The following is a 26885-nucleotide window of genomic DNA, read 5'->3' as shown; positions in this document are numbered from 1 at the left end:
TGGCCCGTTTGTCGGGAACAAACGGGAACCGCTTCAGCGGGCCCGAAGGGCGAGTCTCAGGATGAGACGAGTAAAGTAGCGGAGCGCCGCCCGCCGGGAGGCCGGCCCCCGGAGTGCCGGCCAGGTCATCGTCAGGTACTTATTAAGAAAAGCCCCGAGCTCCTTTGTGAGTTCGGGGCTTTTTGCGTTCGGGGCATTGCTTGGCTGGCTCCACCGCACAGTTGGCAGGCAGTAAAAAGCCCGGCCGATGGCCGGGCTGGGGTCAGGCGGGGGAAGGGGCGGGGCTCAGAGGGCGGCGATCTTGTCGCGCTGCTCCGCCAGCAGCCGGCGGGAGGCCTGGAACTCGTCCAGCTTGCCGCGCTCCTTCTCTACCACCGCGGCGGGCGCCTTGGCCACGAAGCTCTCGTTGGAGAGCTTCTTCTCGATACCGCCGATCAGCTTCTCCTGCTTCTCGATCTCCTTGTCGAGGCGGGCGAGCTCTGCTTCCTTGTCGATCAGGTCGGCCATGGGCACCAGCACCTCCATTTCGCCGACCAGTTGCGTGGCCGAGAGCGGCGCCTCGGCCGGGTCGTCGAGCCAGGTGATGCTTTCCAGCTTGGCGAGCTTGGCGAGGAACGGCCGGTTGGCGTCCAGTCGCTGGCGATCGGCATCAACACCCTTGGTCAGCAGCACGTCCAGCGGCTTGCCGGGGGTGATGTTCATCTCGGCGCGGATATTGCGCACGGCGATGATCACCCCCTTGAGCCACTCGATGTCGCGAATCGACTGCTCGTCGACCCTGGCCGGGTCGGCGACCGGCCAGGCCTGGGCCATGATGGAATCGCCCTCGCCCTGGAAGGTGCCGGCCAGGGGGGCCACGCGCTGCCAGATCTCCTCGGAGATGTAGGGCATCATCGGGTGGGCCAGGCGCAGGATCGCCTCCAGTACGCGGACCAGGGTGCGGCGCGTGCCGCGCTTGGCATCGAGGCCGGCGTTGTCGTCCCACAGTACCGGCTTGGAGAGCTCCAGGTACCAGTCGCAGTACTCGTTCCAGACGAACTCGTAGAGCGCCTGGGAGGCGTGGTCGAAGCGGAACTCCTCCATGGCCCGGGTCACCTGGACCTCGGTCTGCTGCAGACGCGAGATGATCCAGCGATCGGCCAGCGACAGCTCGACCGCCCCGCCATCCTGCCCTTCGTGTGGAAGCCCGGTATCCTCTCCCTCGGCGTTCATCAGCACATAGCGCGAGGCGTTCCACAGCTTGTTGCAGAAGTTGCGGTAGCCATCCAGGCGGCCCATGTCGAACTTGATATCGCGTCCGGTGGTGGCCTGGGAGAGGAAAGTAAAGCGCAGTGCATCGGTACCGTGGGGCTCGATGCCCTCCGGGAACTCGCCGCGAGTGGCCTTGGCGATGGCCTTGGCCTTCTGGGGCTGCATCATGTTGCCGGTGCGCTTCTCCACCAGCGTGTCCAGCTCGATGCCGTCGATCAGGTCGATGGGGTCGAGCACGTTGCCCTTGGACTTGGACATCTTCTGCCCCTGGCCATCACGCACCAGGCCGTGCACATAGACCTGCTTGAAGGGCACCTCGCCGGTGAACTTCAGGGTCAGCATGATCATCCGCGCGACCCAGAAGAAGATGATGTCGAAGCCGGTGACCAGCACGCTGGAGGGGTGGAAGGTCGCCAGCTCCGGGGTCTGCTCCGGCCATCCCAGGGTGCCGAAGGTCCACAGCCCCGAGCTGAACCAGGTGTCCAGCACGTCCTCGTCCTGGCTCAGTTCGAGGTCGGCGGGAAGGCCGTGCTTCTCGCGCGCCTCCTGCTCGCTCCTCGCCACGTAGACGTTGCCATCATTGTCGTACCAGGCCGGGATGCGGTGGCCCCACCACAGCTGGCGGGAGATGCACCAGTCCTGCAGGTCGCGCATCCAGGCGAAGTACATGTTCTCGTAGTTCTTGGGCACGAACTGGATGTCGCCCTTCTCCACCGCGGCGATGGCCGGCTTGGCGAGGCTCTCCACGGCGACGAACCATTGATCGGTGAGCAGCGGCTCGATGACATCGCCGGAGCGGTCGCCGTAGGGCAGGGTGTTGTTCACCGTCTCGACCTGCTCGAGCAGGCCGGCGGCGTCCATGTCGGCGACGATGCGCGCGCGTGCCGCGAAGCGCTCCAGGCCGGCGTAGGCCTCCGGCAGGCTCGTATCGATCTCGGCCAGCGGACGGCCCTGGATATCGAAGGCCTCGGCGCGCGCGAGGATCGATGCGTCCTGGGTGAAGACGTTGATCAGCGGCAAGCCCTGGCGGCGACCCACCTCGTAGTCGTTGAAGTCGTGGGCCGGGGTGATCTTCACGCAGCCGGAGCCCTTCTCCATGTCGGCGTGCTCGTCGGCGACGATGGGGATCCGGCGCCCCACCAGGGGGAGTTCCACGAACTTGCCGATCAGTGAGGCGTAGCGGGGATCCTCCGGGTTGACCGCCACGGCGCTGTCGCCCAGCAGGGTCTCGGGGCGGGTGGTGGCGACGGTGAGGTAGTCCTTGCCGTCGTCGGTGGTGGCGCCGTCGGCCAGGGGGTAGCGGAAGTGCCAGAAGCTGCCCTGCTGGTCGCGGTTCTCCACCTCCAGGTCGGAGATGGCGGTGTGCAGGGTCGGGTCCCAGTTGACGAGCCGCTTGCCGCGGTAGATCAGGTCCTCCTCGAAGAGGCGCACGAAGACCTCCTGGACCGCCCGATAGAAGCCGTCGTCCATGGTGAAGCGTTCGCGGCTCCAGTCGACGCTGGCCCCCATGCGACGCAGCTGGCGGGTGATATGCCCGCCGGACTCCTGCTTCCACTCCCACACCTTGTCGATGAAGGCCTCACGACCCAGGTCGTGGCGGCTCTTGCCCTCTTCCGCGGCGACCTTGCGCTCGACCAGCATCTGGGTGGCGATGCCGGCATGGTCGGTACCCACCTGCCACAGGGTGTTGCGCCCCTGCATCCGCCGCCAGCGGGTCAGGGTGTCCATGATGGTGTCCTGGAAGGCGTGGCCCATGTGCAGGCTGCCGGTCACGTTGGGCGGCGGGATCATGATGGAGTAGGGCTCGCCTTCGCCTGCGGGGGCGAAGCGGCCGTCGGCCTCCCAGCGCTGGTACCAGCGGGATTCGATCTGCGCGGGTTGGTAGGTCTTGTCCATGGGCGTTCCGGGTCCAGAAATGATCACCGCCGGCCAGGTGGCCGGACGGCAGGAATGGCGACGAAAAATGGGCTTGATTATAGCCCGGCGGGGTGGCTGGCGTCAGCCTGACTGGCCGCGCAGCTGGTGCGCCTTGACCGCGTAGCCGCGCTGGCGATAGGTCTGCCAGCACTCGCGCTTGGCGGTCAGTACCGCCTGGTGCTGGTTGATGATCTCGGCGACCCGCTCGAAGCGCGAGAACCACTCGGGGATGCCCGGCGAGAGGTTGAGCAGGGCCTGTACCGCGCGCTCGGGCGGCGGCGGCTCGGCCCAGCCGATGGTGACCGGTACCTCGCCGGCCAGGGGGTAGTCGGCCAGGGCATGGGGCACATAGGCGTCGGCACGGAAGGTCCACAGTGCCGCGTCGAGCTCCCTGGCCATGGCCTCGTCCTCGGCGTGCAAGTGCAGCCGATAGCCCTTGCGCTGGATGGTCTCGGCCAGCCGGCAGGCGAAGTCGAGACGCGCCTCCAGGGTGGTGTCGGGAAGGACGTAGAAGTCGATCTGGGTCACGCCCTACACCAGCCGCGTCAGCCAGCCGTGGGTGTCTTCCGCACGGCCATACTGAAGGTCGAGCAGCTTGGCGCGCAGGCGCTTGGCGATGGGGTTGCCGCTGTCGCCGGCCAGGCGGATGCGCTCCTGCTCGCCGACCAGCTCACCCACCGGGGTGATCACCGCGGCGGTACCGCAGGCGAAGACCTCGGTGATCTCGCCGCTGGCCGCGCCCTCGCGCCATTCGTCGATGCTGATGGGGCGCTCCTCGGGCGTCAGCCCCTCGTCCCGGGCCAGGGTCAGCACCGAGTCGCGGGTCACCCCCTCGAGGATGGTGTCAGTGAGGCGCGGGGTGGCGATGCGCCCGTCCTTGAACACGAAGAACAGGTTCATGCCGCCGAGTTCCTCGATCCACTTGTTCTCGGCGGCATCGAGGAAGGCGACCTGGCCACAGCCATTGGCGCTGGCCTCCTTCTGGGCCGCCAGGGAGGCGGCGTAGTTGCCGCCGCACTTGGCGAAGCCGGTGCCGCCCGGGGCGGCCCGCTTGTAGTGTTCCGAGAGCCAGATCGAGACCGGCTCGATGCCACCCTTGAAGTAGGCCGCCGCCGGCGAGGCGATCACGTAGTAGTCGACCTCCTGGGCCGGGCGCACACCGAGGAACTTCTCGCTGGCGATCATGAAGGGGCGCAGGTAGAGGCTGCACTCGTCGGCCTCGCTCCTGGGCGTGGGGACCCAGGCGTGGTCCTGGGCCAGCAGCGCCTCGAGCGAGCCGATGAAGTCGGCGTCGGAGAGCTCCGGCAGCGCCAGCCGGCGGGCGCTGCGACGGAAGCGCTCGGCGTTCTTCTCCGGGCGGAAGGTCCACACCGAGCCGTCGGCGTGGCGGTAGGCCTTGATGCCCTCGAAGATCTCCTGGGCGTAGTGCAGCACGGCGGCGGCGGGGTCCAGGGTCAGCGGGCCGTAGGGACGTACCTGGTGGCCGTGCCAGCCGGCGTCCAGGGTCCAGCGCACATGGGCCATGTGGTCGGTGAAGTACTGGCCGAAGCCCGGGTTGGCGAGGATGTCCTCACGGATCGAGTCGGCCGTGGGGGTGGAGTTGGGCAGGAGTTCGAAGCTGGCATTCGACACGGCGAGGGGTCTCCGCTACGCCCGGGGCCGTGGGCCCCGGGCCGGTAAAGGAAGCTCGGGCCGTCAGGGGCCCGGGTCGTGGATTCATCGTCAGTCCCACATGAGAAAGGCGACGCGGGAAAAACGCAAGGGCGAGGCGCTATTCCGCCTCGGTTTCCACCACGGCGTCGGCCTCGCGGTCCAGCAGGTACTGGGTCAGCAGCCCCACCGGGCGGCCGCTGGCACCCTTCTGCTTGCCGGAGCTCCAGGCGGTGCCGGCGATGTCCAGGTGCGCCCAGGGGAAGGTATCGGCGAAGCGCGAGAGGAAGCAGGCCGCGGTGATGGTGCCCGCCGGCTTGCCGCCGATGTTGGCCAGGTCGGCGAAGTTGGAGTCGAGCTGCTCCTGGTACTCGTCCCACAGCGGCAGGTGCCAGGCGCGGTCCCAGGCCGCCTCGCCGGCGTCGAGCAGGTCGAGGGCCAGGTCGTCGTCGTTGGCAAGCAGGCCGGTGGCGTGATGGCCCAGGGCGATGATGCAGGCCCCGGTCAGGGTGGCGATGTCCACCACGCTGGCCGGTTCGAAGCGCTCGGCGTAGGTGAGGGCGTCGCACAGCACCAGGCGGCCCTCGGCGTCGGTGTTGAGCACCTCCACCGAGAGGCCCTTGAGGGTCCGGATGATATCGCCGGGCCGGGTGGCGCCGCCGTCGGGCATGTTCTCGGCGGCGGCGACGATGGCCACCAGGTTGACCTTCGGGCGGATGCCGAGCACCGCCTCGACGGTACCGAACACGCTGGCCGCGCCACACATGTCGAATTTCATCTCGTCCATGGCCTCGCCGGGCTTGAGCGAGATACCGCCGGTGTCGAAGGTGATGCCCTTGCCCACCAGCACATGGGGGGCCTCGTCGGCATCCTCGGCGCCCTGGTACTTCATCACGATCAGCCGTGATGGCTGCTCGCTGCCGCGGCCCACCGAGAGCAGGCTGTGGGCGCCCAGGGCCTCCAGGGCCTCCTCGTCGAGGACCTCCACCTGGAGTGCGCCGCCGGAGGCTTCGCCCAGCGCCTCGGCCCGCTCGGCCAGGTAGCTCGGGGTGCAGACATTGCCGGGCAGGTTGCCCAGGGTGCGGGCGGCGTTGATGCCCTGGCCCACGGCGTCGCCGATGCGGGCGCCCTCGCGGGCCGCCACGGCGTCGCCGTCGTCGCTGACCAGCAGGGTCACCGAGGCCAGTCGCGACGCGGGGGCCTTCTTGGACTTGAACTCCTCGAAACGATAGAGGGCGCGATGGGCGGCCTCGGCGACCATGCGTGCCTTCCAGTCGGCACCGCGATCCGCCAGGGGCACCTCGGTGAAGGCCACGGCCGCTTCGTCCACCGGCAGGCCCGCCAGGGCGGTGAAGGCGGCGTCCAGCGCCTTGCGGAAGGCGGTCTCCTGGCATGCCTCACGCTTGCCCAGGCCGACCAGCAGCAGGCGCTCGGTGGAGAGGCCCGGCGCGAAGGGAATCAGCTGCACGTTGCCCAGCCGGGCGTCGAAGTCGCCGCGCTCGAGCAGCTGACCCATCAGCCGCTCGCTGGCGTCGTCGAGGCGCGAGGCGGTGGGCAGCAGCTGCTCCTCCTCCTTGAATACCGGAACGACGATACAGGCGCTCTCGACCTTGGCGGGGTTACCCGTCCTGACAGGGAATTCCATGGCGTCTCCACAAGACAAGCATTGGGGTTACTGGCAATTGGGGTTACAAGCGTAGAGGGATTCTGGATAATGCCGGCACGTTGCCGTGTCGCTCCAGTGTACCCAAGGCATGGCCCCATTGCATGGCAGACGCCGCATGATCATCTTCCGTTACCTGACCCGCGAGATCCTGCTGACCATGGCCGCCGTTGCCGGCGTGCTGTTGCTGGTGATCATGGGCAGTCGCTTCATTCGCTACTTCAGCAACGCCGCCGAGGGCGAGATTCCCGCCGACATCCTCGGCAGCCTGATGCTGCTGCATCTGCCGGGGTTCCTGGAGCTGATCCTGCCCCTGGCGTTCTTTCTCGGCATCCTGCTCGCCTATGGCCAGCTCTACCTCAACAGCGAGATCACCGTGCTGGTGGCCTGCGGCACCAGCCCCAACAAGCTGCTGCAGGTGAGCCTGGTGCCGGCCGTCCTGGTGGCCCTGCTGGTGGGGCTGTGCAGCCTGTGGCTGACGCCGGCGGGGGCCTTGCAGACCGAGACGCTGCTCGAGGAGCAGCGCAGCCGGGTCGACTTCTCCACCCTGGGGCCGGGGCGCTTCCAGGCGTTCGGCAGCGGGCGTACCGCCTATACCGAGGGCTTCAGCGAGGAGGGAGACGAGATGCGAGGCGTCTTCATCAGCGAGCGGCAGCGACGCAGCGACGGTACCCCGGAGAGCGTGGTGACCCGCGCCGAGGGCGGACACCAGGCGGTGGATGACGACACCGGCAGCCGCTTCCTGGTGCTGACCGGCGGCGAACGCTACAGCGTCGAGCCGGGCAGGCAGCAGGCCGAGCGGCTCGAGTTCGAGACCTATGCGGTACGCCTGTCGCGGGCCGAGTCGCTGCGCGAGCTAGACTCCCCGGAGCTCACCCCCACCCCCGAGCTGTTCGGTGACGAGTCGCCGGAGGCGCGCGCCCAGCTGCAGTGGCGGCTGGGCATGCCGCTGATGGTGTTCATTCTGACCCTGCTCGCCATGCCGCTGTCGCGCGTCAATCCGCGCCAGGGGCGCTTCGCCAAGCTGCTGCCGGCGATCTTCCTGCATGTGGCCTACCTGAGCCTGCTGCTGGCGGCGCTGGACGCCATCGGTCGCGGCAACCTGCTGGCCGCGGTGGGCATGTGGCCGATCCATGGCGCCTTCCTGGCGCTGGGGGTATTGCTGATGGCGCGCGCCCAGCGCAAGGGGATGAGCGGATGATTGCCGATCGCTTCGACCGTTACCTGGCGCGCAACGTGCTGGGGGCCATCGTCGTCGTCCAGGTGGTGCTGCTGGGCCTCGACCTGGTGATCACCTATATCAACGACCTGGGCGATGTGGAGGGCGACTACGGCGCCTTCCAGGTGCTGCTCTATCTGCTGATGCGCCTGCCCTGGCGGCTCTACCAGTATGCGCCGGTGGCGGTGCTGATCGGCGCGCTGATCGGCCTTGGCAGCATGGCCTCGAGTAACGAGCTCACCGTGATGCGCGCCGCCGGGCGCTCTCTGGCGCGGATCCTGTGGGGGGCCATGAAGCCGATCATCCTGGTGGTGGTCGTGGTGCTGTTCATCGCCGAGTTCGTCTCCCCGCGCACCGAGCAGTTCGCCAGCGCCTGGCGCGTCGAGAAGGTCCAGGGGGCCGGGGCCTTGGTCACCGAGCGCGGGGGCTGGCAACGCGAGGGCGACAGCTTCTATCGCTTCGGTGCCATCCGTGCCGACGATACCGTGCTCGACCTCACTCGCTACCGCTTCGAGGGCCAGCGCCTGGCCGAGGCGCTGAGCGCCGCCCGTGCCATCTGGCGGGAGGGGCACTGGGTGCTGGAAGACGTCGCGGTGACGCGGTTCACCGAGCAGGGTACCGAGGCGCGCCACCTCGCGACCCGGGAGTGGGATACCCAGCTGACGCCGGCGCAGCTCTCGCGCCTGCTGCGCGACGTCGAAAGCCAGTCGCCGAGCGAGCTGTGGGCCTACGCCCGCTACCTGCGCGACCAGGGCCAGCAGGCCACCCAGCCGCTGCTCTACTTCTGGCAGAAGATGCTGTTGCCGCTGACCATGGGCTCGCTGGTACTGGTGGCCGCCTCCTTCGTGTTCGGCCCGCTGCGCAGCGTGGCCGCCGGCACCCGGGTGTTCTACGGCGTGATTACCGGCCTGGCGTTCAAGTACCTGCAGGACCTGCTGGCGCCGGCCTCCACGGTGTTCGGCTTCTCGCCCGCCTGGGCGGTGCTGGCCCCGACCCTGATCTGTGCCGCGGTGGGTGTCCTCCTGCTGCGCCGCAGCGGCTGAGACGAGGAGAGCCCCATGCCCCGCCGCTTCCCCCACCTCGACGATGTCTGGCCCGCCGGCCTGGGTCGCCGGTTGGGCGCCATGCTCTACGACGCCTTCCTGGTGATCGCCATCTGGTTGCTGATGGCCGGCCTGCACCTGCTGGCGGTGCGCCACCTGGCCGGCCTGCCCGCCGAGCAGGTCGGGGTGGGCCTTGTGCAGGTCGCCTCCCTGCGCTTGATCATGCTGGTGTCGGCCTTCGCCTTCTTCGCCTTCTTCTGGTGCCGCGGCGGCATGACCCTGGGGATGCAGGCCTGGCGGCTGCGGGTGCAGACCCTGGAGGGTCACGCCATCTCCCTGCGCCAGGCCATGATCCGTTACCTGGTGGCGTGGCTCTCCGTGGCCGCCCTGGGGCTGGGCTACCTGTGGGTGCTGTTCGATGCCGAGCGTCGCAGCTGGCCGGATATCGCCTCCGGTACCCGGGTGGTCGTGCTGCCGAAGCCGGCCCGCTAGCCGGGGGAATTGACCGGGATCAGACATTGGTCGAATCCCGCTTGCAATAACTTATGCGAATCATTTACATTTAATCTCGCTATCCAACGCGAGGTGTTCGCATGTACATCTGCATCTGCAAGGGAGTCTCTGATCATCGGATCCGCCGGGTCGTCGAGGAGGGCGCGCGCAGCTGGCGCGAGGTCCAGGCGGAGACCGGGTGTGGCACCCAGTGCGGCAAGTGCGCCAGCGAAGGCAAGAGCCTGACCCGGGAGGCGGTGAGAGAAGAGCTGATGATCTCCGACGGGGATCTCGCCTACGCCGTGTAACGGCATCCGTGACGACGCCTCTTCGGAGTTTGGCAATCGCCATCCCGCCATGCCAAGCTTAGGGTCAACTCCCGACATCAAGAGAGGCAGATCCATGAAAGGCGACAGCAAGGTCATCGAGCACCTCAACCGCGCCCTGGGCAACGAACTGGTGGCCATCAACCAGTACTTCCTGCACGCCAAGATGTACAAGGACTGGGGCCTGCAGGCGCTGGCCAAGTGGGAGTACGATGAGTCCATCGAGGAGATGCAGCACGCCGACAAGCTGATCGAGCGCATCCTCTTCCTCGAGGGCATTCCCAACCTGCAGGACCTCGGCAAGCTGCATATCGGCGAGAACGTGCGCGAGATGCTCGAGAGCGACCTCAAGATCGAGCACGAGGGGCGCAACGACTACATCGAAGCCATCGGCTACTGCGAGCAGGTGAAGGACTATGTGACCCGCGACCTGTTCCGCGACCTGCTGGCCGACGAGGAAGGTCATATCGACCATATCGAGACCGAGCTCGGCCTGATCGACAAGGTCGGCATCGAGAACTACCTGCTCAAGCAGATGCAGATGGCCGGCGAGGAGTGACCCTCCCCGCCCTTCCGCTCCCGACACCGGCGCCCATCGTGGCGCCGGTGGTCGTTGTGGCCCGCCTCAGAAGGCCTTCTCGAGCTCGAAGCGTGGCACCGGCTCGCCCTGCACCTCCACCAGCTCGGTGAACATCGAAAGCGGCCGTACCCACAGGCCATAGTCGCCGTAGAGGGCGCGATAGACCACCAGCGGCTCCTCGCTCTCGCTGTGGTGGGCGACGCCCATCACCTCGTAGCGGTTGCCCTTGTAGTGGGCGTAGATGCCGGGGACGGGAAGCGGGCGGGGCATGGCGAAGACTCCTGGAGAAGGAAGATGGGTCAGGGGGAGGCCTGGGCGCGGCGGGCCAGGCGGGCGAGCACGCGGGAGGCGGCCACGAAGCCGAAGCTGCCGGTAACGAAGGTGGCGGCGCCGAAGCCGGAGGCGCAGTCCAGGCGGGTGGCCTCGCCGCTGCCCGGCTTCTGCAGACACACCTCGCCGTCGCTGCCCGGATAGACCAGCTGCTCGTCGGAATAGACGCACTCCACCGAGAATCGCCGCTTCGGGTTGCGCGAGAAGCCGAAGTCGCGGCGCAGCCGCGAGCGCACCTTGGCCAGCAGCGGGTCGTGCTCGGTGCGTGTCAGGTCGGCGACCCGGATACGGGTGGGGTCGCTCTGGCCGCCCGCCGCGCCGGTCACCGTGATCGGCAGCTTGCGCCGCTTGCACCAGGCGATCAGCGCCGCCTTGGCGACCACGCTGTCGATGGCGTCGATCACGTGGTCGGCGTCCTCGGGAATGCGCTCGGCCAGGTTGGTGGGCGTCACGAAGGCGGCGTCCGCCACCACCTCGATGTCCGGCTGGATCGCCCGGCAGCGTTCGGCCAGCACCTCCACCTTGGGCCGGCCCACGTTACCGTCCAGGGCATGCAGCTGGCGGTTGACGTTGGAGACGCAGACATCGTCCAGGTCGATCAGCGTCAGCCTGCCGATGCCGGAGCGCGCCAGGGCCTCCACGGCCCAACTGCCCACGCCGCCCACGCCGACGACCACCACATGGGCGGTGCGAAAGCGGGCGAAGGCGCGGGCGCCATAGAGGCGTCGAATGCCGCCGAAGCGCAGCGCGTAGTCGTCCTCGGCGAAGCCTGCGGGGGAGGCGGTGATGGGATCGCTCATGGTCTCAGGTCGTGAGTGGGGCAGTGGATGGAATGGCGTAGCCGAGCCAGGGGGTGTCGCCAGGCGCGAGGGCCCGCACGCCGTCCGCCGGCAGGTGGCCGGCCCAGCCGAAGCGTTCGAGCAGCGCGGTCATGGTGCTATCCGGGGCGCACTCGACGCACAGTCGCTGGCCCGAGGCCGGGTGTTCGAAGGCCAGCCCTACCGCTGCAAGCAGCAGTCGGGGCGCGCCCAGGCGCTCGGCGAAGAAACGGTTGTGGTTGCCCTTGCCGTGCTTGGCGTCGCCGATGATCGGATAGCCGCGCCGGGAGAGGTGGCGGCGGATCTGGTGGCGCCGCCCGGTCAGGGGGCAGGCCTCCATCAGCGAATAGCGGCTGCGCGGATAGCGGTCCACCCGCACCGGCAGCTCCACGCTGTCCAGGCGGCGGACATCGGTGACGGCCTCCATGGCCGGCATCTGGGCCTTGGGACGGCTGCCATCCTCCTCGCGCAGCGCATAGTCGAGGCGTTCGGTCACGGGGCCGATACCGCGCACCACCGCCAGGTAGCGCTTGGCCACCTCGCGCCCGGCGAAGGCCTCGCCCAGGCGGGCGGCGATCTCGGGGGAGAGGGCGAACACCATGGCCCCCGACGTGGGGCGGTCGAGGCGGTGGGCCGGATAGACCCGCTGGCCCAGCCGGTCGCGCAGGCGCTGCAGCAGGAACTCGCGCTCGCCCCGGGCCAGGGCGGTGCGATGCACCAGCAGCCCGGCGGGCTTGTGAACGACCACCAGGTGCTCGTCGCGATAGAGAATGCGCAGCTCGTCCGCCATGGCCGGGTCCGGTTCAGGAAGGGCGGCCATTGTCGCCCCCAGTCGGCACGATGTCATCCCCGCCGCGGGGCTCAGGCGGAGGCCGGCACCCAAGGGGTGCCGGCCAGGCGGCGTACCTCGACGTGGGAGAGCCAGTCGATGTCGTCGGCGCGCTGCTCCAGGTCCCTCGCGACCGCCTGGCTGTCCCGTGGGGACGCCTCGTCCAGGCAGATGACCACGGTGACCGCGCCCTCCAGATAGTGCAGCTCCATCTCGCGGATCTCCGACCAGACCTCCAGGGCGGACCAGCGTCTGGCCAGCGCGGCCCCCACCTCGGGACGCAGCGGCAGGCCCGGGAAGCGGCTGGGATCGCCCTCGCCGGCGTCGTCCTCGGGGTCGATATGGAAGGTCAAATCGGTGAGGGCGGGGAAACCGTTGCGCAGTCGGCGGCTCACCTCGTTGCCGATCTCGTGGCCCTCGGAGACGCTGATCCGCGGCGGCACCACCACGTGCAGGTCGAGCATGGTGCGTCCCGCCGACTGGCGGGTGCGCAGGTCGTGGATGCCGTGCACCCCGGGCACGCTCATCGCCATCTGGCGCATCTCCTCCTGGGTGGCCACCGGCAGGGCGGTATCGACCAGCTCGCGGCCCGACTCCCACAGCAGGTCCCAGCCGACCTTGCCGACCATCAGGCCGACGATCACCGCCGCCACCGTGTCGATCCAGGTGGCACCGAACTGGCTGCCCACCAGGGCCACCATGACCACGCCGGTGGAGAGCACGTCGCTACGGTGGTGCCAGGCGTTGGCCTCGAGCATCTTCGAGGCGATGCGCTTCGCCACCCGGCGGGTGATGTGGAACAGCCACTCCTTGGCGAGCAGCGCCAGGGCGGTGAGCAGGATCGCCCAGAGTCCGGGCGGTGGAATCTCGGCGGCGGAGGAGAGACGATCCAGGCTCGACCAGGCGATGGCGCCGGCCACGAAGATCAGCACGCTGCCCAGGAACAGGGTGGCCAGGGTCTCGATTCGCCCATGGCCATAGTGGTGGTCGTGATCGGGACCCTGATGGCCATAGTGGGAGGCGGCGAGCACGAAGCCGTCGGTCACCAGGTCGGAGAAGGAGTGCACGCCATCCGCCACCAGTGCGGCCGAGCCGACCAGCCAGCCAAAGATGATCTTGGCCACGCCCAGTGTCGTGTTCACCACCACGGACAGGTAGGTGACACGGCGGGTGGCCTGATGTTTCTCGAGATTGGTCTGCATGATCGATCCTGGGCACTTCCCCGGTGGTGACGCAGAGGCGGCATCGATGAAATGGTACCGAAAAGGTCCTGATTCGTGCAAGGGCGTGGTGGCGGCTGCCACCATGGTCGGCTCGCCCTGTCGGCGCGACTTGGTCATGCTGTAGGTTCGCCCGATGCCGCCCGGAGCCATTGATGCCACTGTCGCCCAGCTACCGCCTCGCCGCCACCATCTTGCACGGCTTCGACGAATACCGTTCGCGCTTCAAGGCGATCACCGATGACGCCAGCCGACGTTTCGCCGAAGCGGCATGGCGTGACGCGCAGCAGGCCTCGGCGGAGCGTATCAACCTCTACGAGGAGAAGGTCCAGGACACCCTGGCCCGGCTGCGGCGCAGCTTCGCCGATGATGCCCTCACCGACTGCGAGTGCTGGCGCGGGGCGCGCATCCACTACGCCGAGCTTATCGGTCAGCGGCTCGACTACGAACTGGCCGAGACCTACTTCAACTCGATGTTCTGCTCGCTCTTTCATCATCGCCATATCCGCAACGACTGGATGTTCGTCTACAGCTCCCGGGAGCGGGCGGCGCACCATTCCGGCCTGACCCTGTGTCGGCATCACCGGGGCGCGGGGGATTGGGTGGCCGGGCTGCGCTGGGCGCTGGGCGAGGCGCGCTTCGTGACGCCCTTCATCGATCTGGAGCGGGATGCCGTGCAGGGGGGAGAGGCCCTCCAGCGGCTGCTGCCGGCGGTGGTCCGCGACGACCCCGAGGCCCAGATCGAGCTGATCAAGAGCGTCTTCTATCGCAACAAGGGCGCCTACCTGGTCGGCCGTGTGTTGGGCGGCGGCAAGCAGGTGCCGCTGGTGCTGCCGGTGCTTCACGAGGAGGGCAGGGGCCTCTATCTGGATACCGTGCTGATCGAGCCCGACGAGGTGTCGATCATCTTCTCCTTCACCCGGGCCTACTTCCAGGTCAAGGTCGTGGTGCCCAGCGAGTTCGTCCACTACCTCCAGGAGCTGATGCCCGACAAGCCCCAGGGCGAGCTGTATGCCGCCATCGGCTTCTTCAAGCACGGCAAGACGGAGTTCTTCCGGGCCCTCAACCACCAGGTGGCTCGGCGCGAAGACAAGTTCATCATCGCCCCGGGGGTACGCGGCATGGTCATGGCGGTGTTCGTGTTGCCCTCGTTCCGCACGGTGTTCAAGATCATCAAGGACCGCTTCGACCCCGGCAAGGCGATGAGCCGTGATAACGTTCGCGACAGGTACCGCCTGGTCAAGCGCCACGACCGGGTGGGGCGCATGGCCGATACCCAGGAGTTCTCCAACTTCATCGCCCGCCAGGACCACTTCGACCCCGAGTGCCTGGCGCACCTGCTGGAGGTGGCCCCCTCCACCGTCTATCTGCGCGGCGACAAGGTGATCATCAAGCACTGTTACACCGAGCGCATGATGACCCCGCTCAACCTCTACCTCGAGCAGTGCGACGAGCTGGAGACCCGGGCGGTGCTCAAGGACTATGGCAATGCCATCAAGCAGATGGCCGCCGCCAACATCTTCCCCGGCGACATGCTGCTCAAGAACTTCGGCGTGACCCGCCACGGCAGGGTGGTGTTCTACGACTACGACGAGGTGTGCTACCTCACCGAGTGCCACTTTCGCCATATCCCCGAACCGCTCTACCCCGAGCAGGAGCTGGCCGACGAGCCCTGGTACTCGGTGGGGCCCAGCGACATCTTCCCTGAGGAGTTCGGCCCCTTCCTGTTCGCCAACATCCGCCTGCGTAAGCTCTTCTACCAGATTCACCCCGAGCTGTTCGATGCCGACTACTGGAAGGGGCTGCAGCAGGCGATCCTCGATGGCCGGGTCATCGACGTCTACCCCTACCGCAACAAGCAGCGTTTCAGCGGCGACGAGGATAGCGGCCTGGTCCACTAGCCGAAGCCTGGCGCGCTATGCTGAAGGCGAGCGAGGCATCTTGCCGCTCTCAACCCCAAGGAGAACGCCATGTTGGACCTGATTACCCATTCGGCGGGGCATGTCGTGGCGATGAAGGCGGGAGGCGTCGTCACGGGACGCGAGCTGCAGCGGGCCATCGATGCCATCGAGGACGCCAAGCGGAGCCATCGACTGGTCAGCCTGGTGGTCATCATCGACGACCTGCGCTGGATGACCCTCGGCGCGCTGCTCAAGGATCTCGGCTACGGCCTGACCCAACTCGGCGACCTGAAGCGCTATCACCGCGCCGCCGTGGTCACCGACCAGGCGTGGCTCAAGCATGTCGCCCACCTGGAGGAACGCCTCTTCAAGGCGGTGGAGATCCACACCTTCGCCAAGCGTGACCACGCCACCGCCATGGCCTGGGCCGCCGAGCTTCCCAAGGGCGCCCACGAGAGCCCCGAAGAGGATGGCTACCACGGCGCCTGATCTCGAGCCGCTCGTCCCTGTCGGCCCAGCAGCGGCGAGCCACTGCCCCGCCTGAGTCCACCGCCAACCGGGCCTGGCCTGGGGCATCAGGTACCGGTGCAGCGCTGGTATAGCTCGATCAGCTCGCCGGACCGGGCGTCTTCATGCCAGTTCGCCGCATAGGCGCAGCCCCGCTCGCCCAGGGCGCGGCGCAGGGGCTCGTCGACCAGCAGCCGATTGACCTTCTGGGCGAAGTCGTCGGGATCCTCCTCGGCGATCAGGCAGCCCTCGCCGTCGACCAGCACCTCCCGAGTGCCCATCACCGCGCTGGAGACCACCGGTGTGCCCAGGGCCATGGCCTCGAGCAGCACCAGCCCCTGGGTTTCGGTACGCGAGGCGAACACGAACACGTCGGCTGCGCGGTAGGCCGCCTGCAGGGGGCCGTCGCGGTCCAGGTAGCCCAGGAATACCACGGCCTCGGCCAGGCCGGCCTCCCGGGCCTGATGGGCGAGGGCGGCCTGGGCCGGGCCCTCGCCGGTGATCACCAGTCTCGCCGAGGGGTGCTCGGCCAGCACCCGGGGTAGCATTCCGATCAGGAAACCGATGTTCTTCTCGAAGGCGGCACGCCCCACATAGAGCAGCAGACGGGTCTCCGGGGGAAGCCCGTAGCGGGCGCGGAAGTCGCCTCCCTGCGGCGGGCGAGTGAACGTCTCCAGCGCCAGCCCGGTGGGTATCACTGCCATGGGTGTGGTGACCCCGTAGCGCGCCAGAGCCTCACGCATGGCATGCGATGGCGCCACCAGCGCGCTGAGCTGATGGCACTGGCGCACCGAGAAGCGTCGAGCGGCGAAGCGCAGCCAGCGGCCTGGCATCCAGCGCACATAGTGGTGCAGGTACTCCTCGAACAGGGTGTGATAGGTGGCCACCACCGGAATGCCCAGTCGACGACTCAACCGGATGCCGGCGTAATGGGCAACGAAGGGGGTATGCACATGGATCAGGTCGAAGGCCTGCCCGGCGAGCCGCGGCGTGAGAGCGAGGGCGTCCCGGAAGCGCATCATGCGGTCCTCCGGGTCGCCCGGCACGCTGCGTGAGCGAACCCTTATCACGCCGGGCTCTTCCATCTGACCCACCGGATAGTCGGGGCAGACCAGGGTCACCGAGTGGCCCGCTCGTGCCAGGACGTCCCGGAAGCTGGCGATGGAGGTGGATACCCCGTTGACCCGTGGAAAGTAGACGTCCGAGATCATCAGGATCTTCAAGGCACCCGGCTCCGAGTCTCCGGGCCCGCGGGCGGGCCTCAGCGAGGTGGCATGACGCGCCGCGCGTTCGGCACCGAGGTGGCGAGCGATGGCATTACCCCGCGCCAACCGGATCAGCCGGTCGATCTCCACTTCACTGAGTGGCTTGCTCGGGCGTCGAGGCATGCCTGGGGGCTCCGCCAATGATTTCGCCCATGCTGGCGCCGGAGGGTGACGCTTTCATGAACGCCTTCGCCGTGGCCTGCTGACAGGCTGCCGGCCAGGAGCCCGCCGGCTCCGGTGGTTCACGCCCCCCCCGCGATGTCATGCCGTCGTCACCTCCGGCCGGCAGGCTATGCCCCGCTGATCCTTGGCCCCTGGAGACCGTCATGCGCCTTGCCCTCTTCGACCTCGACGACACCCTGCTGGATGGCGACTGCAGCGCGCTCTGGAACGACTGGATGGTGGAGCGCGGCTGGATCGCCTCCCCCGGTGAGTACCTGGCACGCACCCTGGCCATGAATGCGGCCTACCACGCCGGCCGGCTCCGGCTGGAACAGTACCTGGCCGTCACGCTCTCGCCGCTGGTGCGCCGTCATGAGGAGGAGGTCACCGCCGAGGTGGAGGCCTTCGTTGCCCAGCGCATCGTGCCGCGGGTGTTTCCCCAGGGGCGCGAGCTGATAGCCCGCCACCGACGCGAGGGAGACCGACTGCTGCTGATCTCCGCCTCGTCGCGGCATCTGGTGGGCCCGGTCGCCAGGCAGCTGGGCATCGAGCAGGTGATCGCCGTGGAGCCGGCGCTCGCGGCCGGGCGCTTCACCGGCGCCACCACCGGCGTGCTCTCCTATCGGGGTGGCAAGGTCACCCGGCTGGAGGCCTGGCTTGCCGAGCGCAACGCCAGCGCCAGCCACCTGAGCTTCTACTCCGACTCCCAGAACGACCTGCCCCTTCTCAACCGGGTGGACCGCCCGGTGGTGGTGAACCCCGACCCTGTGCTGGCGGAGGTGGCCCGGGTCGAGGGCTGGGAGCGGCTGGACTGGCGGGATGCGGCCGAGGCGCCGTCGCGAGTCGCGCTGGCATAGCGGGTGACCGGCCAACCCTGTGGCCGTATTCGGTCCGTTGATGGTACCGTCTGGTGAGTGCGATCCAGCGGCCATGAGCGGAGACAGCGGCGATGACCGAGCGACACGCCCCGCATCTGGTGGTGTTGACCGGCGCGGGCATCAGCGCCGAGAGCGGTATCCAGACCTTCCGCGCGGCGGATGGCCTGTGGGCCGACCATCCCGTCGAGGAGGTGGCCACCCCCGGCGCCTGGCGGCGTGACCCGGCCCGGGTGCTGGCCTTCTACAACGCGCGTCGCGACCAGGTACGCCGGGCCCGCCCCAACCCCGCCCACAAGGCCCTGGCGGCGCTGGAGCAGCAGGGCTTCCGGGTCAGCATCATCACCCAGAACATCGATGACCTGCACGAGCGGGCCGGTTCCCGTCATGTCCTGCATCTGCACGGCGAGATCCTCAAGGCGCGCTCCTCGGTGGATCGCCGCATGCACTATCCGCTGCCCCGGGGCGGCATCGAGCTGGGCGACATCTGCGACAAGGGCAGCCAGCTGCGTCCCGACGTGGTGTGGTTCGGCGAGGAGGTGCCCCACTTCGCCGAGGCCTGCGAGATCGTCGGCAGCGCCGACCTGGTACTGGTGGTGGGCACCTCGCTGGCAGTGATGCCGGCCGCCTCCCTGCTCCAGCACGCCCCCCTCGAGGCGCCCTGCGTGCTGGTCGACCCCGAGGCCGAGGCGCTGGCTCCACCGGGGGTGGCGCGGCTCGGTCAGCCCGCCGGCAAGGGGGTGCCGGCGCTGGTGCGCCACTGGCGGCGCGAGGGGCGGCTGTGGGCTCCCGAGACGCTGGTGGGCTGAGGCGGAGCAAGCCGTGCGCCGCATGCTAGAATGCGCCCCCCCGTTTCCCCCGGACAGCCCGCCATGCAGGACGACCGTTACCACGACCCCGAACTCCGCCAGGTGTGCGCCTCCGGCAACGCGCCTGAGAATGATCCCGCGACCGAGGCCTGCCGGGACCCCGCGACCGCTCTTTCTCGTGACCCCGCCACCGCTCTTTCTCGTGACCCCGCCACCGCTCTTTCTCGTGACCCCGGGACCGGTCATCCTCGCCCACCGCGCCGCGAGTTCAAGGCACGCGGCAGCTTCGTCGAACGTTGCCCGGGGTGCAACCTGCCCGTGCTCAACTGCCTTTGCCCCTATGCGGCGACCGCCGAGAGCGAGGCGCGGGTGTGGCTGCTGACCCACTCCATGGAGCACCTCAAGCCCACCAACACCGGTCGCCTGATCCGCGACGTGTTGCCGGACACCGAGGTCTTCACCTGGTATCGCACCACGCCGGACGAGCGCCTGCTGGCGCTGCTGGAGGATGAGTGCTTCGCGCCCTTCGTGGTCTTCCCCGATGACCAGCCCGACTACGCCGACCGTGTGGTGGGCATCGACGCCGTGGCCGAGGCGAAGGCCGCAGGGCGCACGCCGGTCTACCTGCTGCTCGACGGCACCTGGCGCCAGGCCCGGCGTATCTTCCGCAAGAGCCCCTACCTGGATGCGCTGCCGGTGCTGCCGCTGCGCACCGAGCGCCTGACCCGCTATCGGCTGCGCAAGCCGGCCTCCGCCGCGCACCTGTGTACCGCCGAGGTGGCCGCCGAGTTATTGCGTCAGGGCGGCGACGCGGATGCCGCCCAGGCCCTGGACGACTACTTCGATGCCTTCAACGACAGCTACGCCGCCAGCCGGCGCTTCGAAAGGATCGAGGCGCCGACGGCGGCGATGCGGCGCCTGCTGGCGCGAAAGGGATAGCGCTATAACGCAAAGATAGGGGCGCTGGGGACAAGCCGTAGAGGAGGTCCTACGCCATGGATGGCGTCGGTAGCGTACATGGAGGTATTCACAGCGCCTCCTCGCAGGCTTGTCGCCAGGTCAGCCCCGGGCCGTAGGGGCTCCTGGATTGATCAAGGCGAGCCGCCGAACAGCGTGCCTGCGATGCGGAAGCCGGCGATCCAGGTGCCGGCGGCGGAGCCCAGGGTGGCCGTCAGGAACACCAGCAGGGTGCGTGACACCCGGTTGTGCCACCACCCCTTGAGGTGAGTCACGTCGTGGCGCAGGGTGGAGAAGTCGCGCACCTTGGGCTTGCGCAGGTAGAGCTCCACCCCTGCGGCCACGAAGCCGGCGCCGATGGTGGGGTTGAGCGAGGTGAGCGGCGCGGCGAAGAAGGTGGCGATGACCGTGAACGGGTGGGCCAGGGCCACCAGGGTGGCGCCCGCCGAGAGTACGCCATTGATCAGGAACCACTCCGCCACCAACTGCCAGCCCAGCCCGGTGTTGCGCGAGAAGCCGATGGCGAAGCCGGTGAGCACCAGCGCGGTGATCACCCAGGGCAGCGCCTTCCAGATCTTCGACGGTGGCGGCGTGGCCTCGAGGGCCTCGCGCTCCGGGCGCGGCGTCTCGGGAAGCGGCGCCGCGAAGTGCTCGGCCATGCCCTTCATGTGGCCGGCGCCGATCACCACCAGCACGTGGCGGTAGCGCCCGGGCGGGGCATCCTCGGCCAGGCGCAGCACCATGTAGCGGTCGCGCTCGCTGATCAGCGGGGTGTAGAGGCGCTCGGACTCGGCGGCGAACTCGCTGAAGGTGGACTCCAGCACGTCGCCCTCCTTGAGCCGCTCGATCTCCTCCGCGGAGACCTCCTGGCGTGACAGCACGCTACCCAGCAGCCCCGAGAACAGCGAGAAGCGCTGCCACCAGGGCACGTTGTGGTAGATACGCTTGAGGGTGACCCCCACGTCGCGGTCGATCAGCAGCAGCGGCAGCTTCGCCTGCCGAGACTCCTCCAGGGCGGCCCGCATCTCGGCGCCGGGCTCGATACCGGACTGCTCGGCCAGGCGCTGTTGGAAGGCGCCCAGTGCCAGGCTGGCCGCCACCACCCCGGCCTTGCCCTGGCGGAAGATCTGGAACAGATCCTGTTCGCCCAGGGCGTCGGGGTTGGTGAGGCTATGGTGGCGCGAGTCGCACAGCTCGATGGCCACGGCGTCGAACTCGCCGGAGCGGATCAGCCGGCGCACGTCCTCGGCGCTCTCGGCGGAGACGTGGGCGGTGCCGAGCAGGGTGTAGCGGGTCTCGCCGACCTGCAGGACCCGCTGCGGGCCGCTGGTGGCGTCATCCGGGCGGGTCGGGGCCTGGGTCTCGGTCATGGAGGCTCGCTTCGAGGGAGTGAAGCGTCGATTATCCACGAACGTCAGCGCTCGGCCAAACCCGGGGGAGGTGTCAGCGCCGCCAGAAGGCCGGGGTGAACAGCACCAGTACGGTGAATATCTCCAGGCGGCCCAGCAGCATGGCCATCACCAGGATCCACTTGGCCAGGTCGGGCAGGTCGCCGTAGTGGGCGGAGGCCTCGCCCAGCGCCGGGCCCAGGTTGTTGAGCGCCGAGCCTACCGTCGACCAGGCGGTGACCTGGTCGACCCCGGTGGCCATCACCCCCACCAGCATCAGGAAGAACAGCATCACGTAGGCGGAGAAGAAGCCCCACACCGCCTGGGCGATGCCGTCCGGCACGCTCACCTTGCCGATCTTCACCGTGATCACCGCGCTGGGATGGATCAGGCGCATCACCTCGCGCATGCCCTGCTTGAGGATCAGGATGATGCGGATCACCTTCATGCCGCCGCCGGTGGAGCCGGAGCAGCCGCCCACGAAGGCGGCCATGAACAGCAGGAAGGGCAGGGCGCCGGGCCACAGCGAGAAGTCGGCCACGGCGAAGCCGGCGGTGGTGGCCACCGAGACCACCTCGAACAGGGCATGGCGCAGCCCCAGCTGGGTCTCGTAGGTGCCGGTCAGCCACAGTGAGATCGCGGTGATGGTGGTCAGTCCGGCCAGGAACAGCAGCAGGAAGCGCGCCTCGGGGTCCTCGAAGTAGTGCAGCACGCTGCGCTGGCGCCAGGCGGTGAAGTGCAGGCTGAAGCTGACCGCCGAGACCAGCAGGAAGAACACACAGATCAGCTCGATGGCGGCGCTGTCGAAGTGACCGATGCTGGCGTCGTAGGTGGAGAAGCCGCCGATGGCCACGGTGGAGAAGCTGTGGCCCAGGGCGTCGAACCAGTCCATGCCGGCGGCCATGTAGGCGAGCATGCAGGCGATGGTCAGCGAGGCGTAGATGTACCACAGCGCCTTGGCGGTCTCGGTGATGCGCGGGGTGAGCTTGGAGTCCTTGAGCGGCCCCGGGATCTCGGTGCGGTAGAGGGCCATGCCGCCGACGCCCAGCGTCGGCAGGATGGCCACGGCCAGCACCACGATCCCCATGCCGCCCAGCCACTGCAGCTGCTGTCGGTAGTAGAGGATCGACTCGGGCAGGTGCTCGATGCCGGTGATCACCGTGGCGCCGGTGGTGGTCAGCCCCGAGAAGGACTCGAACACCGCATCGGTCAGGGAGAGCGGCGTCACGTCGGTGAGCATCAGCGGCAGCGAGCCGAACAGCGCCAGCACGCTCCAGAACAGCGCGGCGATCAGGAAGCCGTCCCGGGTGCGCAGCTCCTTGCGGGCGCGGCGGTTGGGCAGGAACATCGCCAGGCCGGTCAGCACGGTGATGCCGATGGCCACGGCGAAGGCGTCCCACTGGCCGTCGGCGAACAGCAACGAGATCAGGATCGGCGGCATCATGGTCAGGCTGAAGAGCATCAGCAGCAGCCCCAGGATGCGCAGGATCATGCGCAGGCTCATCGATGACTCCCCGTCAGAAGAAGGTCAGCCCGACCTGGAACAGCCGCTCCACGTCGCGGATGCGGCGCTTGTCGATCACGAACAGGATGACGTGGTCGCCGGACTCCACCACCACGTCGTCATGGGCGATCATCACCTCCTTGCCGCGCACGATGGCGCCGATGGTGGTGCCCCGGGGGAGGTCGATCTCGCCGATGGCGCGCCCCACCACCTTGGAGGACTGGGTGTCGCCGTGGGCGATCGCCTCGATGGCCTCGGCGGCACCGCGACGCAAGGAGTGCACGTTGACGATGTCGCCTCGGCGCACGTGGGTGAGCAGGCTGCCGATGGTGGCCTGCTGCGGCGAGATGGCGATGTCGATCTCGCCGCCCTGCACCAGGTCGACGTAGGCGGCGTTGTTGATCAGCGTCAGCACCTTCTTGGCTCCCATGCGCTTGGCCAGCATCGACGACATGATATTGACCTCGTCGTCGTTGGTCAGGGCGCAGAAGATGTCGCACTCCTCGATGTTCTCCTCCTCCAGCAGCCGCTTGCTGGTGGCGCTGCCATGCAGCACCACGGTGCGGTCGAGGCGCTCGGAGAGCACCGTGCAGCGCTCCAGGCTGTGCTCGATGATCTTCACCTGGTGGCTGTGCTCGAGGTGCTCGGCGAGGCGCTCGCCGATGTTGCCGCCGCCGGCGATCATCACCCGGCGGAAGTCGCGATCGAGGCGCCGAAGCTCGCTCATCACCGCGCGGATATCGCGCCGGGCGGCGATGAAGAACACCTCGTCGTCGGCCTCGATCACGGTGTCGCCGCGGGGAATGATCGGCCGGTTGCGGCGGTAGATGGCCGCCACCCGGGTGTCCACGCTGGGCATGTGCCGGCGCAGGAAGGCCAGGTCCTGGCCCACCAGGGGGCCGCCGTAGATCGCCTTCACCGCCACCAGCTGCACCAGGCCGCCGGCGAACTCCAGCACCTGCAGGGCCCCGGGATGCTCGATCAGCCGGCGGATATGGTCGGTGACCACCTGCTCGGGGCTGATCAGCACGTCGATGGGCACCGCCTCGTGGGCGAACAGGCCGCGGCGGGTGAGGTAGGCGGTGGCGCGCACCCGGGCGATCTTGGTGGGGGTGCGGAACAGGGTATGGGCGACCTGGCAGGCGATCATGTTGACCTCGTCCTGGCTGGTCACCGCGATCAGCATGTCGGCGTCCTCGCAGCCCGCCTGGCGCAGCACCATGGGGTAGGAGCCTGGTCCCACCACGGTGCGGATGTCGAGCTTGGTGTGGAGCTCGCGCAGCTTGTCGCCGTCGGTGTCGACGACGGTGATGTCGTTCTCCTCGCGGGCCAGGTGTTCGGCCAGGGTGCCGCCGACCTGGCCGGCGCCGAGAATGATGATCTTCATCGCGTAGGGGTTCCGCTGGGTCGAGGGGCGGCGCCATCTGGTGCGCCGCAGCACGTGGCGGCTAGCCTAAACCAGCCGCCACGGGAAGGACAGGCCGCCGGGGTCAGTCCAGGGTGAAACCGACCTTGAGGGTGACCTGCCAGTGGCTCACCCGGCCATGCTCGACATGGCCGCGGGTGTCGATGACCTCGAACCAGCGCATGCCATGCAGGCTCTCGTTGGCCTTGGTGATGGCGCTCTCGATGGCCTGCTGGATGCCCTCCTCGGAGGAGCCGGTCAGCTCGACATGCTTGTAGACATGGTTGCTCATGTTACCTCCAGCGGTGGTTGATGAGGGTGCATTCAGGCCGGCACTCCCCTGGGCCCGGCCCTACGTCTTCCTCAGTCTGGCATAGAAGAAGCCGTCATGGCTGTCGGCCTCCGGCAGCAGCTGACGCCCGGCACCGGCCGGGCGCCCCCAGGCCACGTCCCGCGGGGTGGTCGACTCGGCATCCGGGGTGCGCGACAGGAAGGCGGCGATCTGCTCGCTGTTCTCCTCGGGCAGCACCGAGCAGGTGGCGTAGAGCAGGGTGCCGCCCGGGCGCAGCAACGGCCAGAGGTTGTCGAGCAGGCGTGCCTGCAGCGCGGCCAGCGCCGTGATGTCCGAGGGCCGGCGCAGGCGCTTGATGTCTGGGTGGCGGCGGATCACGCCGCTGCCGGAGCAGGGCGCGTCGAGCAGGATCGCCTCGAAGGGAGTGCCGTCCCACCAGTCGCGGGCGGTGGCGTCGCCGTGGGCCAGGCGTGCCTGGAGGCCGAGGCGCTCCAGGGCGCCCTCGACCCGGGCCAGGCGTTCGGCATCGCTGTCCACGGCGTGCATGTCGATGTCGAAGACCTCCAGCAGGTGGGCGGTCTTGCCCCCTGGCGCGCAGCAGGCGTCCAGCACCCGGGCGCCGGGGCGCGGTGCCAGGGTCGGGCCCAGCAGCACCGTGGCGAGCTGGGCGGCCTCGTCCTGGACGCTGACGTGCCCGGCATCGAAACCGGGCAGCTCGAAGACGTCGCAGGGGCTCTCCAGGGTGATGCCGTCCGGGGCGTGGGTGCAAAGCCGACCCTCGAGGCCCGCCGCGGTCAGGCGCCCGAGGTAGGCCTCGCGGTCGCCGTGGCGGCGGTTGACCCTGAGCGTCATGGGCCCGGGCACGTTGTTGGCCTCGGCCAGGGCGCGCCAGTCGTCGGGCCAGGCCTGGCGCAGCGCCTTGAGCAGCCACTCGGGATGCAGCAGCGCCACCGTCGGGTCGCGGTCCACCTCCGCCTGCAGGGCGGAGGATTCGCGCTGCAGGCGGCGCAGGCAGCCGTTGAGCACCCGTGTGGCCCACTCCTTGCCGATCAGGCGGGCGGCGCCGGCGGTCTCGCCCACGGCCGCGTGGGCGGGCACGCGCAGGTAGAGCAGCTGGTGGATGCCCAGCAGCAGCAGCGCCTGGACGTCGGCATCCCGCGCCTTGAAGGGCTTGACCAGCAGCTTGCCCGCCAGCGCCTCGAGGCGCGGCAGGGTGCGGCACACCCCGTAGCAGAGCGCCTTGAACAGGGCGCGGTCACGGGCCACCACCTGGTGGTCATCGAGACCGGTAAGCGAGCCCTTGCCGGTGATCACCGGTACCAGGGCGCGGGCGGCGGCGGCGCGAACCGCCAGGCCGCCGTCGTTCTCGATGCCCCGTGAGGCGGGGCGGCGGGACTTGCCGGAGGCATCGCTCATGCCGGGGTCTCCTCGTCGTGGTGGCCCAGGCGCAGGCCGGGGGGGAAGCGGTCGGCACGGGCGCGCAGCAGCTCGCCGACGGGCAACGCCTTGCCGCCGGGCAGCTGGGCGCGGGTCACCCGCAGCACCTCACGGCCCTCGGGGCCGCAGGCGATGCGCAGCGCATCATCGTCATGGGCGAGCAGGGTGCCCGGGGCGGCGGGGGACTCGTCCTCGACGAGACCGTGCGCCTCGGCCAGCAGCAGGCGCAGGCGGTCGCCGTCGAAGGCGCACCAGGCCACCGGCCAGGGGTTGAAGGCACGCACCCGGGCGGCGAGCTCTGCGGCGGGGCGGCGGAAGTCCAGCTCGGCCTCGGCCTTGGAGAGCTTGGCGGCGTAGGTCACGCCTGCCTCGGGTTGCGGGGTGGCCACGAGGCCCTCCCCGGCCACGGCGTCCAGCGCCTCGACGATCGCCTCGCCGCCGAGGGTGGCCAGGCTGTCATGTAGCTCGCCGCCGGTGGTCGTGGTGGTGATCGGCGTGCGCCGCACCAGCAGCATGTCGCCGGTGTCCAGCCCCTCGTCCATCTGCATGATGGTCACCCCGCTCTCGGCGTCGCCGGCCTCGATGGCGCGCTGGATGGGCGCGGCCCCGCGCCAGCGCGGCAGCAGCGAGGCGTGGACGTTGAGGCAGCCCAGCCGCGGCGCCTCGAGCACCGCCTTGGGCAGGATCAGGCCGTAGGCCGCCACCACCATGATATCGGCGTCGAGGGCGGCGAGCTCGGCCCGGGTCTCGGCGGCCTTGAGGCTCTCGGGCTGGTACACCGGCAGCGCGTGCTCGAGGGCCAGCGCCTTGACCGGGCTCGGCGTCAGCTTGCGGCCGCGGCCGGACGGGCGGTCGGGCTGGGTATAGACGGCGATCACGCGGTGACGGCTGGCCAGCAGCGCCGCGAGGCTCTCGGCGGCGAAGTCGGGCGTGCCGGCGAAGATGACGCTGAGGGAGTGAGGGTCGCGGGGTCGAGACATGGTGGGAGCCTGGCCGGGAGTGAATGCCCCTAATGATAACGGAGCGGGCCGCAAACGACGAAGGC

At 68.9% G+C, this 26885-nt stretch carries 25 protein-coding genes; 10 read left to right on the top strand and 15 right to left on the bottom strand.

From position 1 onward, the window contains the following. Positions 1–285 precede the first annotated feature (285 nt). From RAN53_RS15605 to RAN53_RS15590, 4 genes are all read right to left on the bottom strand, one after another. On the bottom strand, positions 286–3147 hold the full coding sequence (locus RAN53_RS15605; protein WP_305797720.1) for a valine--tRNA ligase: 2862 nt from the start codon (positions 3145–3147) through the stop codon (positions 286–288). A 102-nt stretch (positions 3148–3249) separates the two neighbouring features. After that, complete coding sequence (locus tag RAN53_RS15600) at positions 3250–3696, bottom strand: DNA polymerase III subunit chi (RefSeq protein WP_305797719.1); 447 nt, start codon at positions 3694–3696, stop codon at positions 3250–3252. 3 nt (positions 3697–3699) lie between these two features. Beyond that, complete coding sequence (locus tag RAN53_RS15595; RefSeq protein WP_305797718.1) at positions 3700–4800, bottom strand: branched-chain amino acid aminotransferase; 1101 nt, start codon at positions 4798–4800, stop codon at positions 3700–3702. A 139-nt stretch (positions 4801–4939) separates the two neighbouring features. Beyond that, positions 4940–6463, bottom strand: coding sequence for a leucyl aminopeptidase (locus tag RAN53_RS15590; RefSeq protein ID WP_305797717.1), 1524 nt, complete (start codon positions 6461–6463; stop codon positions 4940–4942). Between the two features lie 136 nt (positions 6464–6599). Between RAN53_RS15590 and lptF the strand changes: the two genes are divergently transcribed. The 5 genes from lptF to bfr all read left to right on the top strand — a co-directional run bounded on the left by lptF (position 6600) and on the right by bfr (position 10120). Then, on the top strand, positions 6600–7682 hold the full coding sequence (gene lptF / locus RAN53_RS15585; RefSeq protein ID WP_305797716.1) for an LPS export ABC transporter permease LptF: 1083 nt from the start codon (positions 6600–6602) through the stop codon (positions 7680–7682). Continuing rightward, entirely contained in the window at positions 7679–8743 is a 1065-nt protein-coding gene (lptG, locus tag RAN53_RS15580) for an LPS export ABC transporter permease LptG (protein WP_305797715.1), read from the top strand. Before lptF ends, lptG begins: the two co-directional genes overlap by 4 nt. A 15-nt stretch (positions 8744–8758) precedes the next feature. Next, on the top strand, positions 8759–9235 hold the full coding sequence (locus tag RAN53_RS15575) for an RDD family protein (protein WP_305797714.1): 477 nt from the start codon (positions 8759–8761) through the stop codon (positions 9233–9235). Positions 9236–9336: 101 nt separating this feature from the next. Beyond that, a complete protein-coding gene (locus RAN53_RS15570; protein WP_305797713.1) occupies positions 9337–9543 on the top strand; it encodes a bacterioferritin-associated ferredoxin in 207 nt (68 codons plus the stop codon). A gap of 94 nt (positions 9544–9637) precedes the next feature. Next, positions 9638–10120, top strand: a complete 483-nt coding sequence (gene bfr, locus RAN53_RS15565; protein ID WP_305797712.1) for a bacterioferritin — start codon at positions 9638–9640, stop codon at positions 10118–10120. A gap of 66 nt (positions 10121–10186) precedes the next feature. On the opposite strand, the gene RAN53_RS15560 is transcribed toward bfr, so the two are convergent. The 4 genes from RAN53_RS15560 to RAN53_RS15545 form a co-directional block, all read right to left on the bottom strand. Next, on the bottom strand, positions 10187–10411 hold the full coding sequence (locus tag RAN53_RS15560; protein WP_305797711.1) for a DUF1653 domain-containing protein: 225 nt from the start codon (positions 10409–10411) through the stop codon (positions 10187–10189). Between the two features lie 29 nt (positions 10412–10440). Next, positions 10441–11271: a tRNA cyclic N6-threonylcarbamoyladenosine(37) synthase TcdA gene (tcdA, locus tag RAN53_RS15555; protein WP_305797710.1), complete on the bottom strand. Its 831-nt coding sequence runs from the start codon at positions 11269–11271 to the stop codon at positions 10441–10443. Between the two features lie 4 nt (positions 11272–11275). After that, complete coding sequence (locus tag RAN53_RS15550; RefSeq protein ID WP_305797709.1) at positions 11276–12079, bottom strand: pseudouridine synthase; 804 nt, start codon at positions 12077–12079, stop codon at positions 11276–11278. A gap of 71 nt (positions 12080–12150) precedes the next feature. Next, on the bottom strand, positions 12151–13320 hold the full coding sequence (locus tag RAN53_RS15545; RefSeq protein WP_305797708.1) for a cation diffusion facilitator family transporter: 1170 nt from the start codon (positions 13318–13320) through the stop codon (positions 12151–12153). Between the two features lie 173 nt (positions 13321–13493). Here RAN53_RS15545 and aceK point away from each other — a divergent pair, with 173 nt between their 5' ends. Together aceK and RAN53_RS15535 are read left to right on the top strand one after the other, a co-directional pair. Next, complete coding sequence (gene aceK / locus RAN53_RS15540; protein WP_305797707.1) at positions 13494–15239, top strand: bifunctional isocitrate dehydrogenase kinase/phosphatase; 1746 nt, start codon at positions 13494–13496, stop codon at positions 15237–15239. 69 nt (positions 15240–15308) lie between these two features. Next, positions 15309–15728 (top strand): STAS/SEC14 domain-containing protein, encoded by a 420-nt coding sequence (locus RAN53_RS15535; protein ID WP_305797706.1) that lies wholly within the window; start codon positions 15309–15311, stop codon positions 15726–15728. Between the two features lie 86 nt (positions 15729–15814). Here RAN53_RS15535 and RAN53_RS15530 read toward each other — a convergent pair whose 3' ends face one another. Then, a complete protein-coding gene (locus RAN53_RS15530) occupies positions 15815–17134 on the bottom strand; it encodes a glycosyltransferase (protein ID WP_305797705.1) in 1320 nt (439 codons plus the stop codon). Positions 17135–17337: 203 nt separating this feature from the next. Here RAN53_RS15530 and RAN53_RS15525 point away from each other — a divergent pair, with 203 nt between their 5' ends. The 3 genes from RAN53_RS15525 (at position 17338) to RAN53_RS15515 (ending at position 19796) form a co-directional block, all read left to right on the top strand. Further along, complete coding sequence (locus RAN53_RS15525) at positions 17338–18030, top strand: HAD family hydrolase (RefSeq protein ID WP_305797704.1); 693 nt, start codon at positions 17338–17340, stop codon at positions 18028–18030. 92 nt (positions 18031–18122) lie between these two features. Continuing rightward, positions 18123–18857, top strand: coding sequence for an SIR2 family NAD-dependent protein deacylase (locus RAN53_RS15520; RefSeq protein WP_305797703.1), 735 nt, complete (start codon positions 18123–18125; stop codon positions 18855–18857). 63 nt (positions 18858–18920) lie between these two features. Continuing rightward, complete coding sequence (locus RAN53_RS15515) at positions 18921–19796, top strand: tRNA-uridine aminocarboxypropyltransferase (protein WP_305797702.1); 876 nt, start codon at positions 18921–18923, stop codon at positions 19794–19796. A 152-nt stretch (positions 19797–19948) separates the two neighbouring features. Here the strand turns inward: RAN53_RS15515 and RAN53_RS15510 are convergent, their stop codons facing one another. From RAN53_RS15510 to fmt, 6 genes are all read right to left on the bottom strand, one after another. Next, positions 19949–21184, bottom strand: coding sequence for a TraB/GumN family protein (locus RAN53_RS15510; protein WP_305797701.1), 1236 nt, complete (start codon positions 21182–21184; stop codon positions 19949–19951). Positions 21185–21257: 73 nt separating this feature from the next. Continuing rightward, positions 21258–22706, bottom strand: coding sequence for a TrkH family potassium uptake protein (locus RAN53_RS15505; RefSeq protein WP_161429912.1), 1449 nt, complete (start codon positions 22704–22706; stop codon positions 21258–21260). Positions 22707–22719: 13 nt separating this feature from the next. Further along, the gene (gene trkA, locus RAN53_RS15500) at positions 22720–24093 is read right to left on the bottom strand and encodes a Trk system potassium transporter TrkA (protein WP_305797700.1); all 1374 of its coding nucleotides are present in this window, start codon (positions 24091–24093) and stop codon (positions 22720–22722) included. Positions 24094–24196: 103 nt separating this feature from the next. Further along, entirely contained in the window at positions 24197–24403 is a 207-nt protein-coding gene (locus tag RAN53_RS15495) for a dodecin (protein ID WP_305797699.1), read from the bottom strand. Between the two features lie 60 nt (positions 24404–24463). Then, positions 24464–25819 (bottom strand): 16S rRNA (cytosine(967)-C(5))-methyltransferase RsmB, encoded by a 1356-nt coding sequence (gene rsmB / locus RAN53_RS15490; protein WP_305797698.1) that lies wholly within the window; start codon positions 25817–25819, stop codon positions 24464–24466. Beyond that, positions 25816–26820: a methionyl-tRNA formyltransferase gene (gene fmt / locus RAN53_RS15485; protein WP_305797697.1), complete on the bottom strand. Its 1005-nt coding sequence runs from the start codon at positions 26818–26820 to the stop codon at positions 25816–25818. The genes rsmB and fmt overlap by 4 nt, the downstream gene beginning before the upstream one ends. Between the last annotated feature and the right edge of the window lie 65 nt (positions 26821–26885).

The sequence above is a fragment of the Halomonas sp. SSL-5 genome, assembly GCF_030708455.1.
Lineage (GTDB): Bacteria > Pseudomonadota > Gammaproteobacteria > Pseudomonadales > Halomonadaceae > Halomonas.
The sequence above is the reverse complement of the archived record's forward strand: the minus strand, read 5'-3'. Positions and strand labels throughout refer to the sequence as shown.

Bases quoted from the DNA above. Each gene is read 5' to 3' on its own strand.
- RAN53_RS15530 (WP_305797705.1), bottom strand. From the start codon at position 17,134: ATGCCTCGACGCCCGAGCAAGCCACTCAGTGAAGTGGAGATCGACCGG.
- RAN53_RS15545 (WP_305797708.1), bottom strand. From the start codon at position 13,320: ATGCAGACCAATCTCGAGAAACATCAGGCCACCCGCCGTGTCACCTAC.
- rsmB (WP_305797698.1), bottom strand. From the start codon at position 25,819: ATGAGCGATGCCTCCGGCAAGTCCCGCCGCCCCGCCTCACGGGGCATC.
- lptF (WP_305797716.1), top strand. From the start codon at position 6,600: ATGATCATCTTCCGTTACCTGACCCGCGAGATCCTGCTGACCATGGCC.
- RAN53_RS15520 (WP_305797703.1), top strand. From the start codon at position 18,123: ATGACCGAGCGACACGCCCCGCATCTGGTGGTGTTGACCGGCGCGGGC.
- RAN53_RS15515 (WP_305797702.1), top strand. From the start codon at position 18,921: ATGCAGGACGACCGTTACCACGACCCCGAACTCCGCCAGGTGTGCGCC.
- RAN53_RS15605 (WP_305797720.1), bottom strand. From the start codon at position 3,147: ATGGACAAGACCTACCAACCCGCGCAGATCGAATCCCGCTGGTACCAG.
- tcdA (WP_305797710.1), bottom strand. From the start codon at position 11,271: ATGAGCGATCCCATCACCGCCTCCCCCGCAGGCTTCGCCGAGGACGAC.
- RAN53_RS15560 (WP_305797711.1), bottom strand. From the start codon at position 10,411: ATGCCCCGCCCGCTTCCCGTCCCCGGCATCTACGCCCACTACAAGGGC.
- RAN53_RS15590 (WP_305797717.1), bottom strand. From the start codon at position 6,463: ATGGAATTCCCTGTCAGGACGGGTAACCCCGCCAAGGTCGAGAGCGCC.
- trkA (WP_305797700.1), bottom strand. From the start codon at position 24,093: ATGAAGATCATCATTCTCGGCGCCGGCCAGGTCGGCGGCACCCTGGCC.
- fmt (WP_305797697.1), bottom strand. From the start codon at position 26,820: ATGTCTCGACCCCGCGACCCTCACTCCCTCAGCGTCATCTTCGCCGGC.
- RAN53_RS15535 (WP_305797706.1), top strand. From the start codon at position 15,309: ATGTTGGACCTGATTACCCATTCGGCGGGGCATGTCGTGGCGATGAAG.
- RAN53_RS15510 (WP_305797701.1), bottom strand. From the start codon at position 21,184: ATGACCGAGACCCAGGCCCCGACCCGCCCGGATGACGCCACCAGCGGC.
- RAN53_RS15550 (WP_305797709.1), bottom strand. From the start codon at position 12,079: ATGGCGGACGAGCTGCGCATTCTCTATCGCGACGAGCACCTGGTGGTC.
- aceK (WP_305797707.1), top strand. From the start codon at position 13,494: ATGCCACTGTCGCCCAGCTACCGCCTCGCCGCCACCATCTTGCACGGC.
- bfr (WP_305797712.1), top strand. From the start codon at position 9,638: ATGAAAGGCGACAGCAAGGTCATCGAGCACCTCAACCGCGCCCTGGGC.
- RAN53_RS15505 (WP_161429912.1), bottom strand. From the start codon at position 22,706: ATGAGCCTGCGCATGATCCTGCGCATCCTGGGGCTGCTGCTGATGCTC.
- lptG (WP_305797715.1), top strand. From the start codon at position 7,679: ATGATTGCCGATCGCTTCGACCGTTACCTGGCGCGCAACGTGCTGGGG.
- RAN53_RS15570 (WP_305797713.1), top strand. From the start codon at position 9,337: ATGTACATCTGCATCTGCAAGGGAGTCTCTGATCATCGGATCCGCCGG.
- RAN53_RS15525 (WP_305797704.1), top strand. From the start codon at position 17,338: ATGCGCCTTGCCCTCTTCGACCTCGACGACACCCTGCTGGATGGCGAC.
- RAN53_RS15495 (WP_305797699.1), bottom strand. From the start codon at position 24,403: ATGAGCAACCATGTCTACAAGCATGTCGAGCTGACCGGCTCCTCCGAG.
- RAN53_RS15575 (WP_305797714.1), top strand. From the start codon at position 8,759: ATGCCCCGCCGCTTCCCCCACCTCGACGATGTCTGGCCCGCCGGCCTG.